The 18,271-nt window shown below is 34.3% G+C and carries 18 protein-coding genes and 1 pseudogene; 7 read left to right on the forward strand and 12 right to left on the reverse strand.

Annotated elements, in window-relative coordinates:
* Positions 1-54 precede the first annotated feature (54 nt).
* Both PK35_RS05395 and PK35_RS05400 read left to right on the forward strand, forming a co-directional pair.
* On the forward strand, positions 55-450 hold the full coding sequence (locus PK35_RS05395; RefSeq protein ID WP_044625686.1) for a hypothetical protein: 396 nt from the start codon (positions 55-57) through the stop codon (positions 448-450).
* Positions 451-462: 12 nt separating this feature from the next.
* A complete protein-coding gene (locus PK35_RS05400; RefSeq protein WP_052825892.1) occupies positions 463-927 on the forward strand; it encodes a hypothetical protein in 465 nt (154 codons plus the stop codon).
* A 41-nt stretch (positions 928-968) separates the two neighbouring features.
* Here PK35_RS05400 and PK35_RS17505 read toward each other — a convergent pair.
* Positions 969-1,082 (reverse strand): annotated as a pseudogene (locus tag PK35_RS17505) (IS110 family transposase); the annotation flags it as partial.
* A gap of 211 nt (positions 1,083-1,293) precedes the next feature.
* On the opposite strand from PK35_RS17505, the gene PK35_RS05405 reads away from it, so the two are divergent.
* Positions 1,294-1,743 carry a cbb3-type cytochrome c oxidase subunit I gene (locus PK35_RS05405; RefSeq protein ID WP_044625688.1) on the forward strand — a complete coding sequence of 150 codons (450 nt, stop codon included), beginning with the start codon at positions 1,294-1,296 and terminating at the stop codon, positions 1,741-1,743.
* Positions 1,744-1,835: 92 nt separating this feature from the next.
* On the opposite strand, the gene PK35_RS05410 is transcribed toward PK35_RS05405, so the two are convergent.
* The 8 genes from PK35_RS05410 to PK35_RS05445 all read right to left on the reverse strand — a co-directional run bounded on the left by PK35_RS05410 (position 1,836) and on the right by PK35_RS05445 (position 10,477).
* Positions 1,836-2,537, reverse strand: a complete 702-nt coding sequence (locus PK35_RS05410; protein WP_044625689.1) for a sulfite exporter TauE/SafE family protein — start codon at positions 2,535-2,537, stop codon at positions 1,836-1,838.
* Between the two features lie 53 nt (positions 2,538-2,590).
* Positions 2,591-3,037 (reverse strand): FixH family protein, encoded by a 447-nt coding sequence (locus PK35_RS05415; RefSeq protein ID WP_044625690.1) that lies wholly within the window; start codon positions 3,035-3,037, stop codon positions 2,591-2,593.
* A gap of 48 nt (positions 3,038-3,085) precedes the next feature.
* A complete protein-coding gene (gene ccoG, locus PK35_RS05420) occupies positions 3,086-4,516 on the reverse strand; it encodes a cytochrome c oxidase accessory protein CcoG (protein WP_044625691.1) in 1,431 nt (476 codons plus the stop codon).
* A gap of 30 nt (positions 4,517-4,546) precedes the next feature.
* A complete protein-coding gene (locus tag PK35_RS05425; protein ID WP_044625692.1) occupies positions 4,547-5,452 on the reverse strand; it encodes a cbb3-type cytochrome c oxidase N-terminal domain-containing protein in 906 nt (301 codons plus the stop codon).
* Complete coding sequence (locus PK35_RS17840; protein ID WP_044625693.1) at positions 5,449-5,631, reverse strand: cytochrome c oxidase subunit IV; 183 nt, start codon at positions 5,629-5,631, stop codon at positions 5,449-5,451. Before PK35_RS17840 ends, PK35_RS05425 begins: the two co-directional genes overlap by 4 nt.
* 3 nt (positions 5,632-5,634) lie before the next feature.
* Positions 5,635-7,830 (reverse strand): cytochrome-c oxidase, cbb3-type subunit I, encoded by a 2,196-nt coding sequence (gene ccoN, locus PK35_RS05435; RefSeq protein WP_044625694.1) that lies wholly within the window; start codon positions 7,828-7,830, stop codon positions 5,635-5,637.
* A gap of 9 nt (positions 7,831-7,839) precedes the next feature.
* Positions 7,840-8,025, reverse strand: coding sequence for a cbb3-type cytochrome oxidase assembly protein CcoS (gene ccoS, locus PK35_RS05440; RefSeq protein ID WP_044625695.1), 186 nt, complete (start codon positions 8,023-8,025; stop codon positions 7,840-7,842).
* Between the two features lie 79 nt (positions 8,026-8,104).
* Complete coding sequence (locus PK35_RS05445) at positions 8,105-10,477, reverse strand: heavy metal translocating P-type ATPase (RefSeq protein WP_044625696.1); 2,373 nt, start codon at positions 10,475-10,477, stop codon at positions 8,105-8,107.
* A 156-nt stretch (positions 10,478-10,633) separates the two neighbouring features.
* On the opposite strand from PK35_RS05445, the gene PK35_RS05450 reads away from it, so the two are divergent.
* The 4 genes from PK35_RS05450 (at position 10,634) to PK35_RS05465 (ending at position 14,533) form a co-directional block, all read left to right on the forward strand.
* Entirely contained in the window at positions 10,634-11,836 is a 1,203-nt protein-coding gene (locus PK35_RS05450) for a sensor histidine kinase (protein WP_044625697.1), read from the forward strand.
* The gene (locus tag PK35_RS05455) at positions 11,833-12,882 is read left to right on the forward strand and encodes a response regulator (RefSeq protein ID WP_044625698.1); all 1,050 of its coding nucleotides are present in this window, start codon (positions 11,833-11,835) and stop codon (positions 12,880-12,882) included. Before PK35_RS05450 ends, PK35_RS05455 begins: the two co-directional genes overlap by 4 nt.
* A gap of 81 nt (positions 12,883-12,963) precedes the next feature.
* Entirely contained in the window at positions 12,964-13,809 is an 846-nt protein-coding gene (locus PK35_RS05460) for a universal stress protein (RefSeq protein ID WP_044625699.1), read from the forward strand.
* A 46-nt stretch (positions 13,810-13,855) separates the two neighbouring features.
* Positions 13,856-14,533, forward strand: coding sequence for a Crp/Fnr family transcriptional regulator (locus PK35_RS05465; protein WP_044625700.1), 678 nt, complete (start codon positions 13,856-13,858; stop codon positions 14,531-14,533).
* 6 nt (positions 14,534-14,539) lie between these two features.
* Here the strand turns inward: PK35_RS05465 and PK35_RS05470 are convergent, their stop codons facing one another.
* From PK35_RS05470 to PK35_RS05480, 3 genes are all read right to left on the reverse strand, one after another.
* Positions 14,540-15,115 (reverse strand): YdeI/OmpD-associated family protein, encoded by a 576-nt coding sequence (locus PK35_RS05470; RefSeq protein ID WP_044625701.1) that lies wholly within the window; start codon positions 15,113-15,115, stop codon positions 14,540-14,542.
* The gene (locus PK35_RS05475; RefSeq protein WP_044625702.1) at positions 15,115-16,761 is read right to left on the reverse strand and encodes a M1 family metallopeptidase; all 1,647 of its coding nucleotides are present in this window, start codon (positions 16,759-16,761) and stop codon (positions 15,115-15,117) included. The genes PK35_RS05470 and PK35_RS05475 overlap by 1 nt, the downstream gene beginning before the upstream one ends.
* A 69-nt stretch (positions 16,762-16,830) precedes the next feature.
* The gene (locus tag PK35_RS05480; RefSeq protein WP_044625703.1) at positions 16,831-18,165 is read right to left on the reverse strand and encodes a M28 family peptidase; all 1,335 of its coding nucleotides are present in this window, start codon (positions 18,163-18,165) and stop codon (positions 16,831-16,833) included.
* Positions 18,166-18,271 lie beyond the last annotated feature (106 nt).

An 18,271-nucleotide genomic window follows, 5' to 3' on the forward strand; every position in this document is an offset into this window, starting at 1 on the left:
AGCCATATTTCAGGACTAGACATTTGACAGAACTACAACCAAAAAAAAATTACAATGGAATTAAAAGAATTCATAAAGACAACTCTAACACAAATTTCACAAGGAATAATTGAAGCTCAAGAAGAAATTGATGGAACTGATATGATAGTTAATCCATCAGGCTTAGCTACCAATCAAAATGGAGATAAATATTTGCGAACGGATGGTTGGAGATATGTCCAAAACATTGAAATTAATGTTGGAGTAACCGCACTTGAAAAAGAAGGTGAAAAAGCTGGAATTGGAATTGTAACTGGTTTTTTATCAGGTGGAGCTCAAGCTTCAACTGATAATTCAAATCAAACCGTCAGCACTATAAAATTTGACATTCCAGTTGCACTGCCATCAATTCCAACACCTAAAGGACATAAAGCTACTAGAAGTCTATCAATGAAATCGAGTGTTATTTAAAATATTGACAACTTGAAATTAAATAAACAATTATCAGGAATAGCTGGCGAATATTACGTTGCTGCTGAATTATCAAGAAGAGGATATTTAGCTGCAATAACTTTAAGAAATTCTGACGGAGTTGATATTTTAGTGAGTAATTTGGATGGTGACAAACTAATTTCTATTCAAGTCAAAAGCACTCAAAACAAACGGAAATGGATTTTATCAAAAAAAACGGAAACAGAATATTCTGAAAAAAAGTATTTTGTATTTGTAAATATTCCCGCTGATATAAATATGCCACCGGAATATATAATTGTTCATTCAAAAGTATTAGCGAATCATATATACATCGGCCACAGAACTTGGTTGTCAGAACCTGGAAGAAACGGAAAAAAAAGAAATGATTCTAATGTGAGGCAATTTGATCCTCGATATTTTAAACCAGAAGAATTATTAACTTGGGATGATTTGATAAAAGTAATTGAAAATTAAAAACGTTTGCCAACAAAGAACTGAGTTAAAAACAAGTTTTTTTAGTTTAATTTTGACACATAATTTTCATGATATGGCAATCCGCTTTTTGCAATAGCAAAAGCCTGCTTAATTAATTTATTTACTACGGCTATTAATGCTAACTTTTTGCTCTTTCTGGTTAGAATACTAATTAGATTTCAAACTTAAGATGGCTATAAGTAATTGCTTATTCTCGCCCCTAATTCTGAAAACCCACAAGGATTTTTAGCTTGATGTGTATCTGCCTGCATCTAGGCTTGCTAAGTTACGTTCTAAATTACGCAACTACTCATTGTTGAAAAGTGTTCTACAAATAAACCAAACCAATAAAACTTAAATGGAAGAATGAAATTTCTAAGTAATAAACCACATTTAATTTTTTTAATTGCTATTCCGGTTCTACTATTGGTTGGAATTTTAAGTGAAGATGCCTCTTTAAATATCAATGTACACGACACCTATTTTGTTATTTCTTTTTATCATTTATCAAAACTTACTGCTATACTTTTTGGAATCATTGGATTTGGATATTGGATAATGCGCAAAACCAACAGAAAACTATCCAAATGGCTAAATTACATTCACATCGGGCTAACTTTTGGCGGTATTATACTTATTTTCATGCTTTCTCAATTATATCGAGAGCCAAAAGCCGAAAACATACTGCTTGATTTTAGATTTAATCAGAACCTAGAACTTATAATACTAATAATTTTATTGATTACGGTTATAGGGCAAGTAATTTATCCCATCAACTTAATAAATGGAATATGCAAAAAAGCGAAAAATGATTAGCGACTATTTTGTGTTGAATTTAGTTGTTATTTTTCAGTCTGATTGAGAAAATATAAGAGGGTTTCTAAAATTAGTCTTTGGATATTATAACCTCAATGACAACTCAAGTTATTAGAAACTATTTCCCTAACAGGAGCAGGCGAGATATACGGGATGCCTAATCCTAAACCGCGTAAAACAAATAAGAAACCAATAAGCACAACAAAACCAGGAATGGCTTTTTGAATACGTTGTTTTATAGTGGTATTTAAAAATTTACCTAAATAAATTGCCGAAGTCATTAAAGGCATAGTACCTAAACCAAAAAGAGCCATATACAGCATACTTTCTGTTACACTATTATTTACCAAACTGCCAAAAACAGCCATATAAACCAAACCACAAGGCAAAAATCCGTTAAGGAAACCAATGGTTAAAAAGGTGTCGGCCGTTTTCTTTTTTAAAGCCAAACCAAGCTGCGTTTTTACTTTGTAAATGAGTTTATGTAGTGGTTTTGATAGGTTGTATTTATTAAAGACTTTATAAGGAATTAGCACTGTAATAATCATTAAAACACCAATAATAATAGATAATTGCTGCTGAAACCCAAAAAGGTATAGGTTTTTACCTATTACACCAAAAACGAATCCAATAAGGCTATAAGCTAATAATCTGCCTAAATGGTAAGTGGTTATTTGCGTTATTTTTTTTACCGAATTACTTCTATCTACTGGGAGCATAAATGCAATAGGACCGCACATGCCAACGCAATGAAAACTTCCTAATAAACCTAATATAAAAGCAGACCAAAGCATGTTTGTTTGTTTGTTTGTTTGTTTGTTTGTCAGATCGAGCGCAGTCGAGATCCTTAATAAATAATTTCTTCAGTAAAACGATACGGTGTTTTGTTGTACTCCCAATCTATAGTAATGTTCCAGCGACCATCTAGCAAACGGGTTTTAGGTATGAGCAATTTGTGGTTTGATAATGAAATTTTAGTGTCAAAATCAAACTGTTTGTTAGATGGTCTGTAAAGGAACACTGTGCCTGTTATTTTTGATGCATCAAAGTCTTCTGGGAAACTAAAAAGTAATCCAGCTTCAGTTTTTTGATACCTAATGTTTTGTTTTAGTTGTTTCGAGTTTCTTTCGCTGTTTATGTGTTTCTGAAAATTTAACTCCTGTTTATAGTAATCTTCGGTTACTAAATCGTGATCGTATTTGTTATCTGTGCTCATGGTTATCACAAAAAACATGATAAAGCCTATAAAACCTATAAAAGCTATTACAATTCCGGTACCCCAATTTATTTTCATAATGTTATTTGTTATTGTTAGTATTTAACTCAAATTTTAAATTCTGTATCAATGATAACTCCGTGGTCCTAAAAAGTTAACCGAAGTGGTTTCAATACATTTTTCGTGGCTGTACACATCAATAATCAGTTTGTTTTTGTCGCCTTTTAATGCGTTCTTTTTTAATTCAATAAATAGTGTGCCTTCTGCAATACCTTGTTCAGGAACCGTAAAATCATCGGTAGTTGAAACGAGTTTTATATCACCTTTAAAATTTCTAAGTTTAAAACTCACGTTGTCAATTTCTTTTGTGGTTTTATTTATCAGTTTATAAGTAAACACATTGCTGATGATGTTGTTTTCTTTTTTCTCGTAAAGCTGACCTGGTAATCTTAAAATTCTAGCCTCAACATCGTTTCTTATTAACAACATACCGGTAAGCATACCAATTAAAATGACTAAAACGGCTATATAGCCTTTCATTCTGCAGGTGAGTTTGAATTTTTCTTTCTTTTCAATCTCATTTTCACTCGCGTAACGAATTAAACCTTTTGGTAAATTGATACTTTCCATAATATGGTCGCATTCATCAATACAAGCAGTGCAGTTAACACATTCTAGTTGTGTGCCGTTTCTAATATCAATACCCGTTGGGCAAACGTTTACGCATTGTAAACAATCGATACAATCGCCATGACCTAAAGTTGTTCTGTCTTCGTTTTTTCTGAACTTTTTTCGTCCGTTTTCACCTTCACCTCGTTTATGGTCGTAGGCCACAACAATCGATTTATTGTCTAAAAGCACACCTTGTAATCTGCCGTAAGGACAAGCAATGATGCAAACCTGCTCTCTAAACCAAGCAAACACAAAATAAAATACAGCAGTAAAAATAAGTAGCGGGAATAGTGTGCTTAAATGTGAAGCAGGACCATCAACAACATAGCCAAGTAATTTATCGCTACCAATAATGTAGGCTAAAAATATGTTGGCAATTAAAAATGAAATAACTAAAAAGATAAACCATTTTAAAAGGCGCTTTCTAATTTTTTCGGCATCCCATTTTTGGTTGTCGAGCTTGCGTTGTTTGTTTCGGTCGCCATCAATCCAATATTCAATACGTCGAAATACCATTTCTAGAAATATGGTTTGCGGACAAATCCATCCGCAGAAAATACGCCCAAAACCTACGGTAAATAGCGTGATAAATACCACACCAATTATCATGGAAACAACAAACAAATGAAAATCTTGTGGCCAAAACGGAAATCCGAAAATGTTAAAACGACGTTCAAGCACGTTAAACATTAAAAACTGATTGCCATTTATTTTTATAAAGGGCGCCAAAAACAAGAAGGCAAGCAAAACGTAACTAACCACTTTACGTTTTTCGTAAAATCTCCCATTCGGTTTTTTGGGGTAAACCCAAGCACGCTTGCCTTCGTTGGTAATAGTGCCAATAGAATCTCTAAAATTCTCGTTATGTTGATTTTGTTGGCTCACAGAAATAATTTGGTTTACCGTTGTAATTTGTTATTGTTCGGTTGTTGCTTCGGTCGTGTTTTCTGCAACCCAAAGGTCGCCTTGAGGCGCTTTAGGTTCGGCTGGAGTTGTGCCTTGAAAACTTAAAACATAGCTTGCAACTTGCGCAATTTCTGATGGTTTTAAATTTTGTTTCCAAGCAATCATACCTTTACCATCTCGACCACCTTCAGACACGGTTTTGAATACATTTTTAATGCCTCCGCCTAAAATCCAATATTCATCGGTAAGGTTTGGACCAATACCGCCTCCGCCATCTGCTTTATGACAAGCAACACAATTGCCATCGAAAATTTTCTTACCCTTACTTAAATCTGAAGCATCGGTAAGTAATTCAACGGTATTAAAATCAACTAAATCTTTAGCGGTTTTCTTGTATTCTTCAATGGCAATTCTGGCTTCGGCATATTCTTGCTCAAGTTCATCAAATTGTCCTTCACCATTAAAGACATGATATTTTAAAAGATAAATGGCCGCAAAGACGATTGAAATGTAAAAACTGTAAATCCACCACGGTGGTAACGAATTATCTAATTCACGAATACCGTCGTAATTATGGTCCAGAATTATTTCATGTTCTTCTTCAATAGGTTTGGAGCCCAAAAGTTTTTTGTAGGTGTTTTTAATCCAACAGATAAACTTAGATGGTTTTGCTGTTTGAGCATCAAATCGCGCTTTGGCTTCTTCATCTAAACTTTGATAGACTAAGTTTTTCATGGCGCTTACAATGCCTTCAATAGCAATTAAAATAAGCAACACTAAAACTAAGAATAATGATAACAAAGGATATTCTATAAACGCTGGTTTGTCGCCTGAGTCTATAACATATTCCGCGAAAGCGGCAATTAAAAAGAAGGCTACCGGAACTCGAATCCAAGAGGGAATATACTGTTTCATAATTGGCTAGGTTTTTTATCTAATGGTAATTGGCTAACAGTGTTTATATAGTCCTTTTTTGCGGTGATTACCCACCAAAATAGGGCAACAAAAAAGATGAAAAATATAAGTAAGGAGATTAGCGGATATATTTCTATACCCGTAATGCTTTCCATATGATTTTTTACAAACTTCAACATAACTTATGGGTTTAATGTGGTTAGATTTTCTTCTAATTCTTGTACCTTAATGTCGGTTCCTAAACGTTGTAGGTAGGCAATTAGCGCAGTTATTTCGCGGTTTCGCATTTCAACAAAGGCGTTTCCGCCAGCTTTTTTGTCGGCTTCGTAAGTTTCGGCAAAATCAGGATCGGTATATAAGTTTTGTTCTATCTGCGTACCTTGTTCTAGCATGCTTTTTTGAGCATTCGCAATATCGTCTTTGGTATATGGCACGCCTAGTTTTACCATGGCTTCCATTTTGCTTTCGGTCATCGATTTGTCTAGCTCATTTCTAATTAACCATTGATACGCCGGCATGATAGAACCCGATGAGGTACTTTGCGGATCGTACATGTGGTTAAGATGCCAGTTATCGGAGTATTTTCCGCCTACGCGATGTAAATCTGGTCCTGTACGTTTACTTCCCCATAGGAATGGATGGTCGTAAACAAATTCTCCCGCTTTACTGTAATCGCCATAGCGCTCAACCTCACTTCTAAACGGACGAACCATTTGAGAATGACAACTAACACAACCTTCGCGAATGTAAATATCACGTCCTTCAAGCTCTAAAGGTGTATAAGGTTTTACGCTAGCAATTGTTGGGATGTTAGATTCTACCATAATAGTTGGTATAATTTGAATAATACCACCAATTAAAATGGTTATGGTTGCTAAAATGGTTAACTGTACCGGTTTACGCTCTAACCAAGTATGGAAGGTTTCACCCGAAATACGTCTTTTTGAAACACGTTGAAGTGCGGGTGCTTCAGCCAATTCATCGGTTACTTGGCTACCTTTTTTCATGGTAACAATAACGTTGTAAGCTAAAACAAACATACCGATAATGTATAGCGAACCGCCAATGGCACGCATCCAATACATTGGAATAATTTCAGAAACAGTTTCTAAAAAGTTACCGTAAACTAAAGTGCCATCAGGATTAAATTGTTTCCACATACTGGCTTGTGTAAATCCGGCAACATACATGGGTAATGCATAAATAATGATGCCTAAAGTACCCATCCAGAAATGCAAGTTGGCTAATTTTGTAGAGTATAATTTAGTTTTAAATAATCTGGGAATTAACCAGTAAATCATACCAAAAGCTAAAAAGCCATTCCAAGCTAAAGCGCCAACATGTACGTGGGCGATAACCCAATCGGTAAAGTGCGCAATAGCGTTTACGTTTTTAAGCGAAAGCATGGGGCCTTCAAAAGTAGCCATACCATAACCTGTAATGGCAACCACCATAAATTTTAAAACAGGATCGGTGCGTACTTTATCCCAAGCGCCACGTAAGGTTAATAATCCGTTTATCATACCTCCCCAGGAAGGCATTAATAACATTACAGAAAATGCTACCCCTAAATTTTGAGCCCATTCTGGTAAGGCTGTGTATAATAAATGATGTGGGCCTGCCCAGATATAAATAAATATTAAAGACCAAAAGTGTACAATGGATAAACGATAAGAGTAAATAGGTCTGTCTGCCGCCTTTGGAACAAAATAGTACATTAACCCTAAAAATGGCGTGGTTAAAAAGAATGCTACGGCATTATGCCCATACCACCATTGCACCAAAGCATCTTGAACACCAGCGTAAACGGAGTAACTTTTTAATCCGCTAATTGGCAATTCTAAACTATTAAAAATATGAAGCACTGCAACAGTAACAAAAGTGCCGAGGTAAAACCAAATAGCAACATACATGTGACGCTGTCTTCTTTTTAAAATGGTTCCTATTAAATTCCAACCAAAAACCACCCAAACAGCAGCAATGGCAATATCGAAAGGCCATTCTAATTCGGCGTATTCTTTACTAGTTGTAAAACCTAACGGAAGTGTAATAGCGGCACCAACAATAATTAATTGCCAGCCCCAAAAGTTAATATTACTTAACACATCGCTAAACATTCTGGCTTTTAGTAAACGTTGAGACGAGTAATACACACCTGCAAAAATGGCGTTACCCACAAAGGCAAAAATAACGGCGTTGGTATGCAAAGGTCTTAAGCGACCAAAGCTTAACCACGAAATGCCGTCGGTTAGGTTAGGGAACAAGAACATAAAGGCTAATAGTAAGCCTACTAGCATGCCTACAACACCCCAAAGCATGGTGGCGAGTAAGAATTTTTTAACAATCTTGTTGTCGTAATAAAATTGTTGTACTTCCATAATAGTTAATTAAACTTTAGTTTTATTAATGGTTTTGTTAGGTTTGGTTTTAACCAGTTCGTCTTCAAAAAGCATGCGTACCGATGGAGTATAATCGTCGTCGTATTGTCCCGATTTTACAGCTTTTATAAAGCCCACAAAAAAGACAATAGCAATGATGACGCTAATGGTTAGTAATACATAAATAACACTCATACCTACTTGAAGTTATGGTTCAAAATTACACTGACATCTTTTTTTAAAAGATGATATTTGTCATGTTTCATAAAGTTTTTCATTTTAATTTTCGACCTAAAATATTGGTGGCAATCGTTGTGAATACAACAATGCTAATGGAGCTTAATGGCATTAAAATAGCTGCAATTACAGGCATAAGTTGACCCGTGATGGCAAAGTATAAACCAATAGCATTGTAGAAAAAGGAGAACACAAAACTCCATTTTATAATTTTAATAGCTCCTTTTGAAGCTTTTATATAGTTGTATAATTGATTGAATTTTGAAGCGTCTAAAATGGCATCACATGCAGGCGAGAACACATTAATGTTTTCTGAAATAGCAATGCCAACATTACTCTGTGCTAAAGCACCAGCATCGTTTAAACCATCACCAACCATGAGTACTTGAGCGCCGTTGTTTTGATGATGCTTAATGTATTCTAGCTTATCGTTTGGTTTTTGATTGAAAATAAGTTTGGTTTTGCTTGGGAGTAATTTTTTTAGATTATTTAATTCACTTGCATTGTCACCCGAAAGTATCGCTAAATCGTAGTCTTTTTTTAGTTTGTTAAACAGTTTTGAAATGCCTTTTCGGTATGCATTGTAAAAGGTGAATTTTCCTTTGTAAATATTGTTTGAACTAATATGAACCGCAGTGCTCAATTCGGTTTCAGGTTGAGGTTGTCCAACATATTTTGCAGAACCTATTTTAACTGATTGATTGTTACTTTCTCCATAAATACCTTCACCCAAATGTTCTTCAAAATGATTTAAAGTTATAATGTTGTTTTGCTGAAGCAAGTTGTATAATGATCGGCTTAACGGATGGTTGGAATGTCTAAGCGTACTGCTTAAAATAGTGGTTTCATCTTCCGTAAGGGTTTCGCCTTGATATGCTGTTTTACTTTTTTGGTTGGAAGTAATTGTGCCTGTTTTGTCAAAAATAATGGTGTCTATTTTTGCCAACTGTTCAATGACCGAAGCGTTTTTTAAATAGAATTTCAATTTTCCAAAAATGCGTAACAAATTCCCTAAAGTAAAAGGAGCAGAAAGCGCAATAGCACAGGGGCAAGCAATAATTAACACTGATGTAAAAACGTTTAAAGCTTTGCTAGAATCGACAAACAGCCAGTATATTGTAGCTAAAAAAGCAATGCTTAACACAGCAATAGTAAAACGTTTGCTTATCGTATTGGTTAAGGTTGTAAAGCCGTCTTCTTTGTTTTTGTTAAACACATCGTTGCTCCAAAGTTGAGTCAGGTAACTTTGTTCAACTGCATTTAAAGCTTCCATTTCAATGCTTCCAGAGGTTTGTTTGCCACCAGCAAAAAGTTTATCGCCAGATGATTTTTTAACAGCTTCAGATTCACCTGTAACAAAACTGTAATCTATATTAGCGTTTCCGTTAATTAAAATGCCATCAACAGGAATTAACTCTTCGTTTCTAATTAATAATCGGTCGCCTTTTTTAATATCGTAAACCTGAATTGGAGTTTCAATGCCGTTTAAAATTTTAGTTACAGCAATAGGGAAATACGATTTGTAATCGCGCTCAAACGATAAGAAATTGTAGGTGCGTTGCTGAAAATATTTCCCAAGTAATAGGAAGAAAACCAAACCTGTTAAGCTGTCGAAAAAGCCTGTGCCTAGATCTAGAATAATTTCGGCTGTACTTCTTAAAAACAACACTAAAATACCAAGTGCTATAGGAATATCTATATTTAAAAGTTTCGCCTTTAAACCTTTATAAGCTGAAACAAAATAATCTTGAGCGGCATAAAAAACTACTGGCAGCGAAAATGTAAACATCAGCCAACGAAACACAGGTTTGTACTGCTCTAACCAGAACTCGTTAACCTCAAAATACTCTGGAAATGATAAAAACATCACATTTCCAAAGGCAAAACCAGCCACACCAAGTTTATAAATTAAGCTGCGGTTTACTTTGTTTTTTCCAGTGTTGAAATCTTCAAGAGAAATATAGGGTTCGTAACCAATTTTACTTAATAAAAGTACCGCTTCTTTTAATGAAAAAGCTTCAGTTTTATAAGTTATTCTTACGGTCTTTTTTCCAAAATTTACCTGTGAAGCCGTAATATTTGCATTGAGTTTGTTGAGGTTTTCTAAAATCCAGATGCAAGAACTACAATGAATATGCGGAATGGTTAAGGTTGCAATTTGGTGTTTACCATCATTAAATTCGGTGAGCTTTTCAATTATAGCGTCATCCGCCAGGAAATCGTATTTGCCTTGAATTTCTTTTGGGGTAGCTCCTGGTGCTTGTTGTAAATCGTAATAACAGGTTAAATCGTTTTCGGAGAAAATCTCGTAAACGGTTTTGCAGCCATTGCAACAAAAGGCTTTGTTATCAAAAATTATAGGTGCATCTGTAGCATTTAAACCACAGTGGTAGCATGCGTTTGTTTTCATTTTAATTGCTCGTAAAATACCTGCAGCAAAGGTTAGAAGTTAGCAGAGAATTAAATATGATATTTATCATGGTTTCATTAATTTTACACGAAACCAAAGCGTATTACAATACAAAAACATATCGCTTTATTAGATTTTTTAAATATTTATAAAACAATGACAGGAGTTAATAATGATACCTTTAGTGTACTTTTCGATGCCGTTAGTGAAGGTGTTATTGTGGTAAACACTAGCCAAAAAATTGTAGAAGTAAACCAATCCGTTTTACAACTTTTTGGTTATGAAAAAGACGAATTAATAAATCAGTCTATAGAGGTTTTAATTCCGCATAGGTTTCATAAAAATCATAGTACGTATGTGTCAAAATTCATGGATAATAAAGAGAAGCGCCAAATGGGACACGGTCGTGATTTATATGGTGCTCGTAAGGATGGTTCTACGTTTCCTTTAGAGATTGGTTTAAATCCTTTGGAAGTAGAAGGAGAGTCGTTTGTTATGGCTATGGTAATTGATATTACCGTACGAAAAGAGCAAGAAAACAAACTAAAAGAGCTTAACGACGAGCTAGAAAAAAAGGTTGAAGAACGTACAAAAACTTTAAGTATTACTGTAAATCAATTAAAAGAAGCTCAAGACGAAACCATAAAAGCATTAAAGAAAGAAAAAGAATTAAACGAATTAAAAACTAAATTCTTATCGCTGGTTTCGCACGAGTTTAAAACACCTTTAAGTGGTATTTTAACCTCCACCATGTTGTTGGCTAAATACAAACTTTCTGAGCAGCAGGAAAAACGCGATAAACACATAAAAACAATAAGCGATAAAGTACATTATCTCAATAATATTTTAAATGATTTTTTATCTATTGAAAAACTAGAAACGGGTAAGATTAAATATAATTTCACATCTTTTAAAATAAGCAAAGTTGTTAACGAAGTTATTTATAACGCCAATATGCTATTAAAAGAAGGACAAATTATAAATTACCCTGAAAATATCGACGATTTTTCTATGTTTCAAGATGAAAAAACACTTGAATTGGCACTTTCAAACTTGGTTAATAATGCCATAAAATACTCGCCAGAAAACACCATTGTAGACATAACCGTAAAGCAAGATGCTGTAAATACCACTTTTGAGGTAAAAGATAATGGCATAGGCATACCAGTAGAAGAACAAAAAAATATATTTAAACGCTATTTTAGGGCAGAAAATGCACTACTTACGCAAGGTACGGGCATTGGCTTAAATATAGTTAAAAGTCATTTAGAGAATTTAGGAGGCGCTATAAGTTTTACAAGCGAACAAGATAAAGGAAGCAAATTTACATTCACATTACCAAACGAAGCCAAACAATGAAAAAAGTTTTATTAATAGAAGACGACGCCGTTTTAAGAGAAAATACAGCAGAGTTACTAGAACTTTCAAATTTTAATGTAATTACAGCACCCAACGGTAGAGTTGGTGTAACTAAAGCTAAAACAGAATTACCAGACATTGTGGTTTGCGATATTATGATGCCAGAACTAGATGGTTATGGTGTTTTAAAAGACTTATCGGGTGTAGAAGACACAAAATACATTCCGTTTATTTTTCTTTCAGCAAAAACTGAGCGCAAAGACGTTAGAAGAGGAATGGATTTAGGAGCCGACGATTACATAACCAAACCTTTTGAGGAAGACGAACTTTTAAGCGCAATACATAGTCGTATTGCAAAAGCGGCTATTTTAAAAGATGAACGCGAACAATATAGTAATTCAGAAAATAATGAAGATGATTTACGCTCGTTAAACGATTTGAAAAATTTTTTTGAAGATAATGGTGATGAGGAAAGCTATAAAAAAGGCGATGTAATTTATGAGGAAGGTCAACACTCTAATAAGGTGTTTTTGATTTCGCGAGGTTTAGTAAAATGCAATAAACTAGATGAACAAGGTAAATATTTAACAACTGCTTTATATAAAGAAGATGATTTATTTGGTTACAACTCTATAAACCAAACCACGCCTTATCAAGAAACGGCTACGGCGATGCAAGATTCAGAGTTAGTCGCATTGTCAAAACAAACTTTAGAAGATGTTTTAGATAGCAATCACAAAGTTACTTTAGAGCTCATTCAATTACTAACCGACAATATTACTGACGTAAAAGATCAATTACTACAAATGGCTTACAGCTCTGTAAAACGACGCACAGCCAAAACATTGCTTAAGTTTGCCGAAAAAATAAACCGAAAACCCAACGATATTATTCGTGTGTCAAGAAACGATTTGGCAAGTGTTGCTGGTGTTGCACAAGAAAGTTTAATTAGAACCTTATCGAGTTTTAAAGATTTAGGACTTATTGAAATTGAAGGCAGAAATATAAAAGTACTCGACGAAAATAAACTGCATCAAGTCACTTAAAAAATACCAAAGCATTTAAATAATGATTTTGGTCATATTTTAAAAAAGCCTTCACGCTTACTTTTGTAAAAAAATAATAGCGTGAAGACGAAGCATATTTTAATACCAACAGATTTTTCCGAAAATGCATGGAATGCCATAGTTTATGCTATTAATTTATATGGTAAAGAGGCTTGTAATTTTTTTATTTTACATGTTAGCGCAGAAAATGAATATGAAGTATATAACAATGTGCCTTTAACCCAGCAGTCATCAGCAACTAAAGTAGCATCAAAACCTTCGCAATTATTACTTCAAAATACAATAAAACGCATACAAGAAAATTTTGGTAAAAATTTATTGCATAGGTTTGTTACTATATCCGATAGTGATTCGTTAATAAAGGCCATAAGGCAGCAAGTACTTTTAAATAAAATAGATGTTATTGTAATGGGGACTAAAGGTGTTTCGGGTTGTACCGAGCGCACTGTTGGTACAAATGCAGGAAATGTAATTACTAAAGTAAATTGTACTACGCTAGTAGTGCCAGAAAACGCAAAATTTGTAACGCCCAAAAAGATTGCCTTTCCAACAGATTTTTCAATTTTTTATAATGTTAATACATTACAACCGCTTGCCGATATTATTAAAAAGAATCATGCTGAGATTGAGTTTCTGCACATTAGTAAACGAGATTTAGTGTTAAATGAAAACCAACGCATAAATATTGAGTATTTAGAAGACTATTTTTCTGAAAACTCACATAGTTTTCATTTTTTAACTCACACAAAAATAGAGCATGCCATTCAAGATTTTGTCAACGATAAAGGCGTTACTTTAATTACCATGCTTGGGAAAAATCTCAATTATTTTCAGCATATTTTATTTCATCCATTAGCAAAAGAAATAAGTTATTATAAAGATGTTCCTTTTTTAGTGTTGCATTAAAATTAGGTATTCATTATTAACATTTTAATCACATAAATAAAAAGGTATGAGCAAATGTGAGCAATGTATAATTAGGCAATTTAATGCCTTAAAATCACTGCATAAAGAAGATTTAGTACGAATAACAAGTTGTAAAACATCAAAAGTTATAAAAAAGGGCGCTGTAATTTTTGAAGAAGGTGAAAATATAAATGGCGTATTTTGTATTCGCGAAGGCATTTGTAAATTAACAAAGTTAAGTCCAAACGGGAAGGAACAAATTGTTAGGCTAGTAATAAAAGGAGATTTACTTGGGCAAAGATCTTTGGTATCGAATGAGGTGGCAAATTTAACCGCTGTAGCCGCTAACGATATGGAGGTTTGTTTTATTCCTAAACAGGAAATTGTGCACAATTTAAGTCGAAACATTAATTTTTCGATGGATATGTTAAAGAGTATGGCCGATGAGTTAAAGTTATCTGAGAATATTATTGTAGATATGGCACAAAAAACTGTAAAACAGCGTTTAGCTGAAACTTTACTGTATTTAAGAGAGAACTTTGGCGAAGATATTAATGGCTTTTTAAATATTGTTTTAACTCGCGAAGATTATGCTAATATAGTAGGCACCGCAACAGAATCGGCTATTCGGTTATTGTCTCAATTTAAAAAAGAAGGCTTAATAGCAACTGAAGGTAAAAAAATTAAAATAGAAAATTCTGAAGCTTTAAAACTTGTAGAATAATTTGGGCTACCAATTCCCTCTAGATTTTATGTTGTTTGCACAAAGTTTAATAATTTCTGCAATACGTTTTTGTCTTGTAGTGTCTCGTTTTGCTTGATTTAGCCAGTATAAATAACTTTTGCGATATGATGGTGCAAAATTGTTATAATTGGCATACGCTTGAGCATTTTTATTAAATGCCGTTTGCAAATCTTGGGGGATTATACCATTTTCAACATCATCTAAAGCAAACCAACTTTTATTTTCTTTAGCAATTTCAATGGTTTTTAGGCCGCTTTCGTGCATTAAATCTTCAGCAATTAAATCATTAATGTAACGTTTATTTACCGCGCTCCAAACGCTTTTGGGATTTCGAGGCGAAAAGTATTGCCTGCGTTTACCATCGCCTAAACTTTTTACTGTAGAATCTATCCAACCATAACAAAGCGCTACTTTTACGGCTTCTTCCCAACGCATCGATTTGGCGTCGTGGGTTACTTTATAAAATATAAGATAAACACCGTTTGAAACGGCGTGATTGTTATGCAACCACGCCCGCCATTCGGTGTCAGTTTTAAAATAAAGCGCTTCGTTTTCTGGCATTATATGTTTTCAGATTCAATGTAAAAATCTCTGTCAACTTCAAACTTAGGATTTTTTGCATCAAGCTCAAGTGTTTGCCAATTTGCATTCGGTTGAATCCATTGCGATTTATCATCAATTTCTACTTGAATAGGCATATCGAAATTTTCAACAACGTTGGTGTAACGATATTTTAAGGTTTTTCCTTTTATACTATATTCTAGTTTTGGAATACGAATATCTCTTAAATATTGGTTGAAAAATTCGGTTAAATCAATTCCAGATTCTTCACTCAAAAAGTCCTCAATTTGTTTGGTTGAAACAGTTTGGTGATAAAACGTCACGTTCATTTTACGTAATATTTGACGCCATTTTTCATCATCTTCAATTAATTGTCTTAAAGTGTGAAGCATATTACCACCTTTTGGGTACATGTCGCCAGAACCTTCTTTGTTTACATCGTAAAAACCAATGATTGGTCGGTCGTTATTAATATCTTTTCTTGTACCAATTACGTAATCAGCTCCAGCTTCTTTTCCGTAATAATATTCTACAAATAAGTTCTCCGAATAGTTTGTGAAGCTTTCGTGAATCCACATATCTGCAATGTCAATGTAAGTGATGTTATTGGCAAACCACTCATGCCCAGATTCGTGAATTATAATAAAATCGAATTTTAATCCCCAGCCAGTTCCCGATAAATCACGACCTAAATAACCGTTCATGTATTTGTTGCCGTAGGTTACAGAACTTTGATGCTCCATGCCTAAATAAGGTACTTCAACTAGTTTATAACCGTCTTTGTAAAACGGATATTGTCCAAACCAATGTTCGAACGCTTTCATCATCTTAGGAGCGTCTTTAAAATGTTCTTTGGCTTTTTCAAGATTATCTTTTAAAACATAATAATCCATATCTAAGTTTCCTGCCATACCATCAAAGACTTCATGGAAATGTGCGTAATCACCAATATTTACGTTAACACCATAATTGTTAATAGGGTTATCAACGTACCACGAGTAGGTTTTTGTATCACCAATTTGTTCTACTTTTCTCAGTCTTCCGTTTGAGATATTCATAAGTTTTGACGGTACGTTTACACTAATAAGCATACTATCTACCTCGTCGTACATATGGTCTTTACAAGGCCACCAAACGCTAGCACCTAAACCTTGACAAGATGTGGCTATAAAATGATTGCCGTTATCGTCTTTTTTCCAAGAAAAACCCCCGTCCCATGGTGCGCGAACTGCTTCTTTTGGATGACCTTTGTAAAACACCTCTAAACTTTGAATACTACCAATTTCTTGATTGTTTTTTAAGGTGATAAAATGCGCGTTGCCATCATGCTTTATTGGTAACGTGTCGTTATTTTGAATGGCATAAGTAAGCTCTAACGGTGCTTGCAAATCGATTTGCATGACGTTATTGTTTTCTAACACTTTATACTGAATGGTGTTTTTTCCAGAAATATATTTTTCATCTGGATTTACCTTAATATCTAAGTGATAATAGGTTAGATCCCACCACGAGCGTTCTGGAGTTATGGTACCGCGTAAAGTATCTTGATGTGTGAAATGTGTTTTTTCAGACATTAATCCTTGTGCGTTTACCGATGCGATGGATAAGAATAATGAGAGTGTTAATAATAGATAAAGGTGTTTCATCTGTATGAGTTTAAATTTTTGACTAAATTAGCTAAAAAGGATTATAAAGATTTGTTAAATATTATCCAGTTATTTTCGGAAAATACCATTTGGAAAAACCACAACGCTTTCCGTACCGTTTTCTCCAACGGCTGCTACTCCAAATAAATAGTTATCAATAACAATACCATTTAAAGTAAATTCGGTTACATCACCCACATAGCGACTGTAATTCCAAGTAGGAGAGGTGGTGTCTCGCCAATAAATTTTGTAACCTTTTGCGCCTTCAACGTTGTCCCATTTAAGTTTTACTGATGCTTCTACAATGCCACCAATAGCAACACTTTTAGGTTGAGGTGGTGCCCATGCTAAACTAGCCAAATTAATAGTGTTAACTGCAGTGAGTTTTTTTGCGTAATCGAAGTTTACATGTTCTATAACATCGCCGTATTTTATACCGTTTTCTTCGCGAATATCTTGATGCTGTTGGGTGTAGTTTTCGTGCGCTTCCATAATTCTAATACCAGCAAATCCTAAATCGTTAAACGGACGATGATGCCCGCCACGACCAAAACGATCTAACCTATAAATCATCATAGGGTTCATGTCTGGCATGTATGTTTTTACATTTTTATGCACATAACGTGCTAATTGTCTGGAAATACCATCAACTTCACCACCGTAAAAACGACGCATATTGCGTTCTTTTTCAGTTTCGGTTGGAGGTACAGGTTCAGAGAAAATTCTAAATGATTTGTTATCGATAAATCCATCAACACCTTTAATATTTCCAATCATGTCGTTATTAAAAATGCCAATAATGTCCCAATTATTGTCCTTTGCATATTTGGCTAAACCTGCACCACCAAAAAGCCCTTGTTCTTCACCAGAAAGTCCTACGTAAATGATGCTGTTTTCAAAAGTATACTGACTTAAAACTCTGGCAGCTTCAATTGTTCCTGCCATTCCGGAAGCGTTATCGTTTGCTCCTGGAGCATCTGCAGTGAAATCCATAGTGTCGCTTGCGCGAGAATCAATATCACCACTCATAATAATATATCGGTTTGGGTATTTTGTGCCTTTTTGAATAGCTACTACATTAACCACCCAAGCATCATGGGGAACACGTCTGTTGCCAGCTTTCGAAACAAAATCCTTTTGATAAAATACATCGAGACAATTATTACAAGTTTTAGAGATGGTTTCGAATTCTTTTTTTATCCAACGTCTTGCAGCGCCAATACCTCGAGTGTTTGAAACAGTATCACTGAAAGTGTTTCGAGTACCAAAATTAACTAAAGTTCGAATGTCGTTTTCTATACGTTTTGCTGAAACGGCATCAATGATATCGTAAATTTTAGGGTTTGTTTGTCCAGTAAAGGTTGTTGTTAAAAGTAGTGCAGCTATTAGTTTTAGGTATTTCATAATTGAGAATTATATTTTAAAACACTTTAAATTTTATTTAAAGGTAATTAAAATAAAAACGTCCTAAGAATTACCTCAGGACGTTTTAAAAATTTGAATTAGTCAC

Source organism: Neotamlana nanhaiensis, assembly GCF_000943555.1.
Taxonomy (GTDB): Bacteria; Bacteroidota; Bacteroidia; order Flavobacteriales; family Flavobacteriaceae; genus Neotamlana; species Neotamlana nanhaiensis.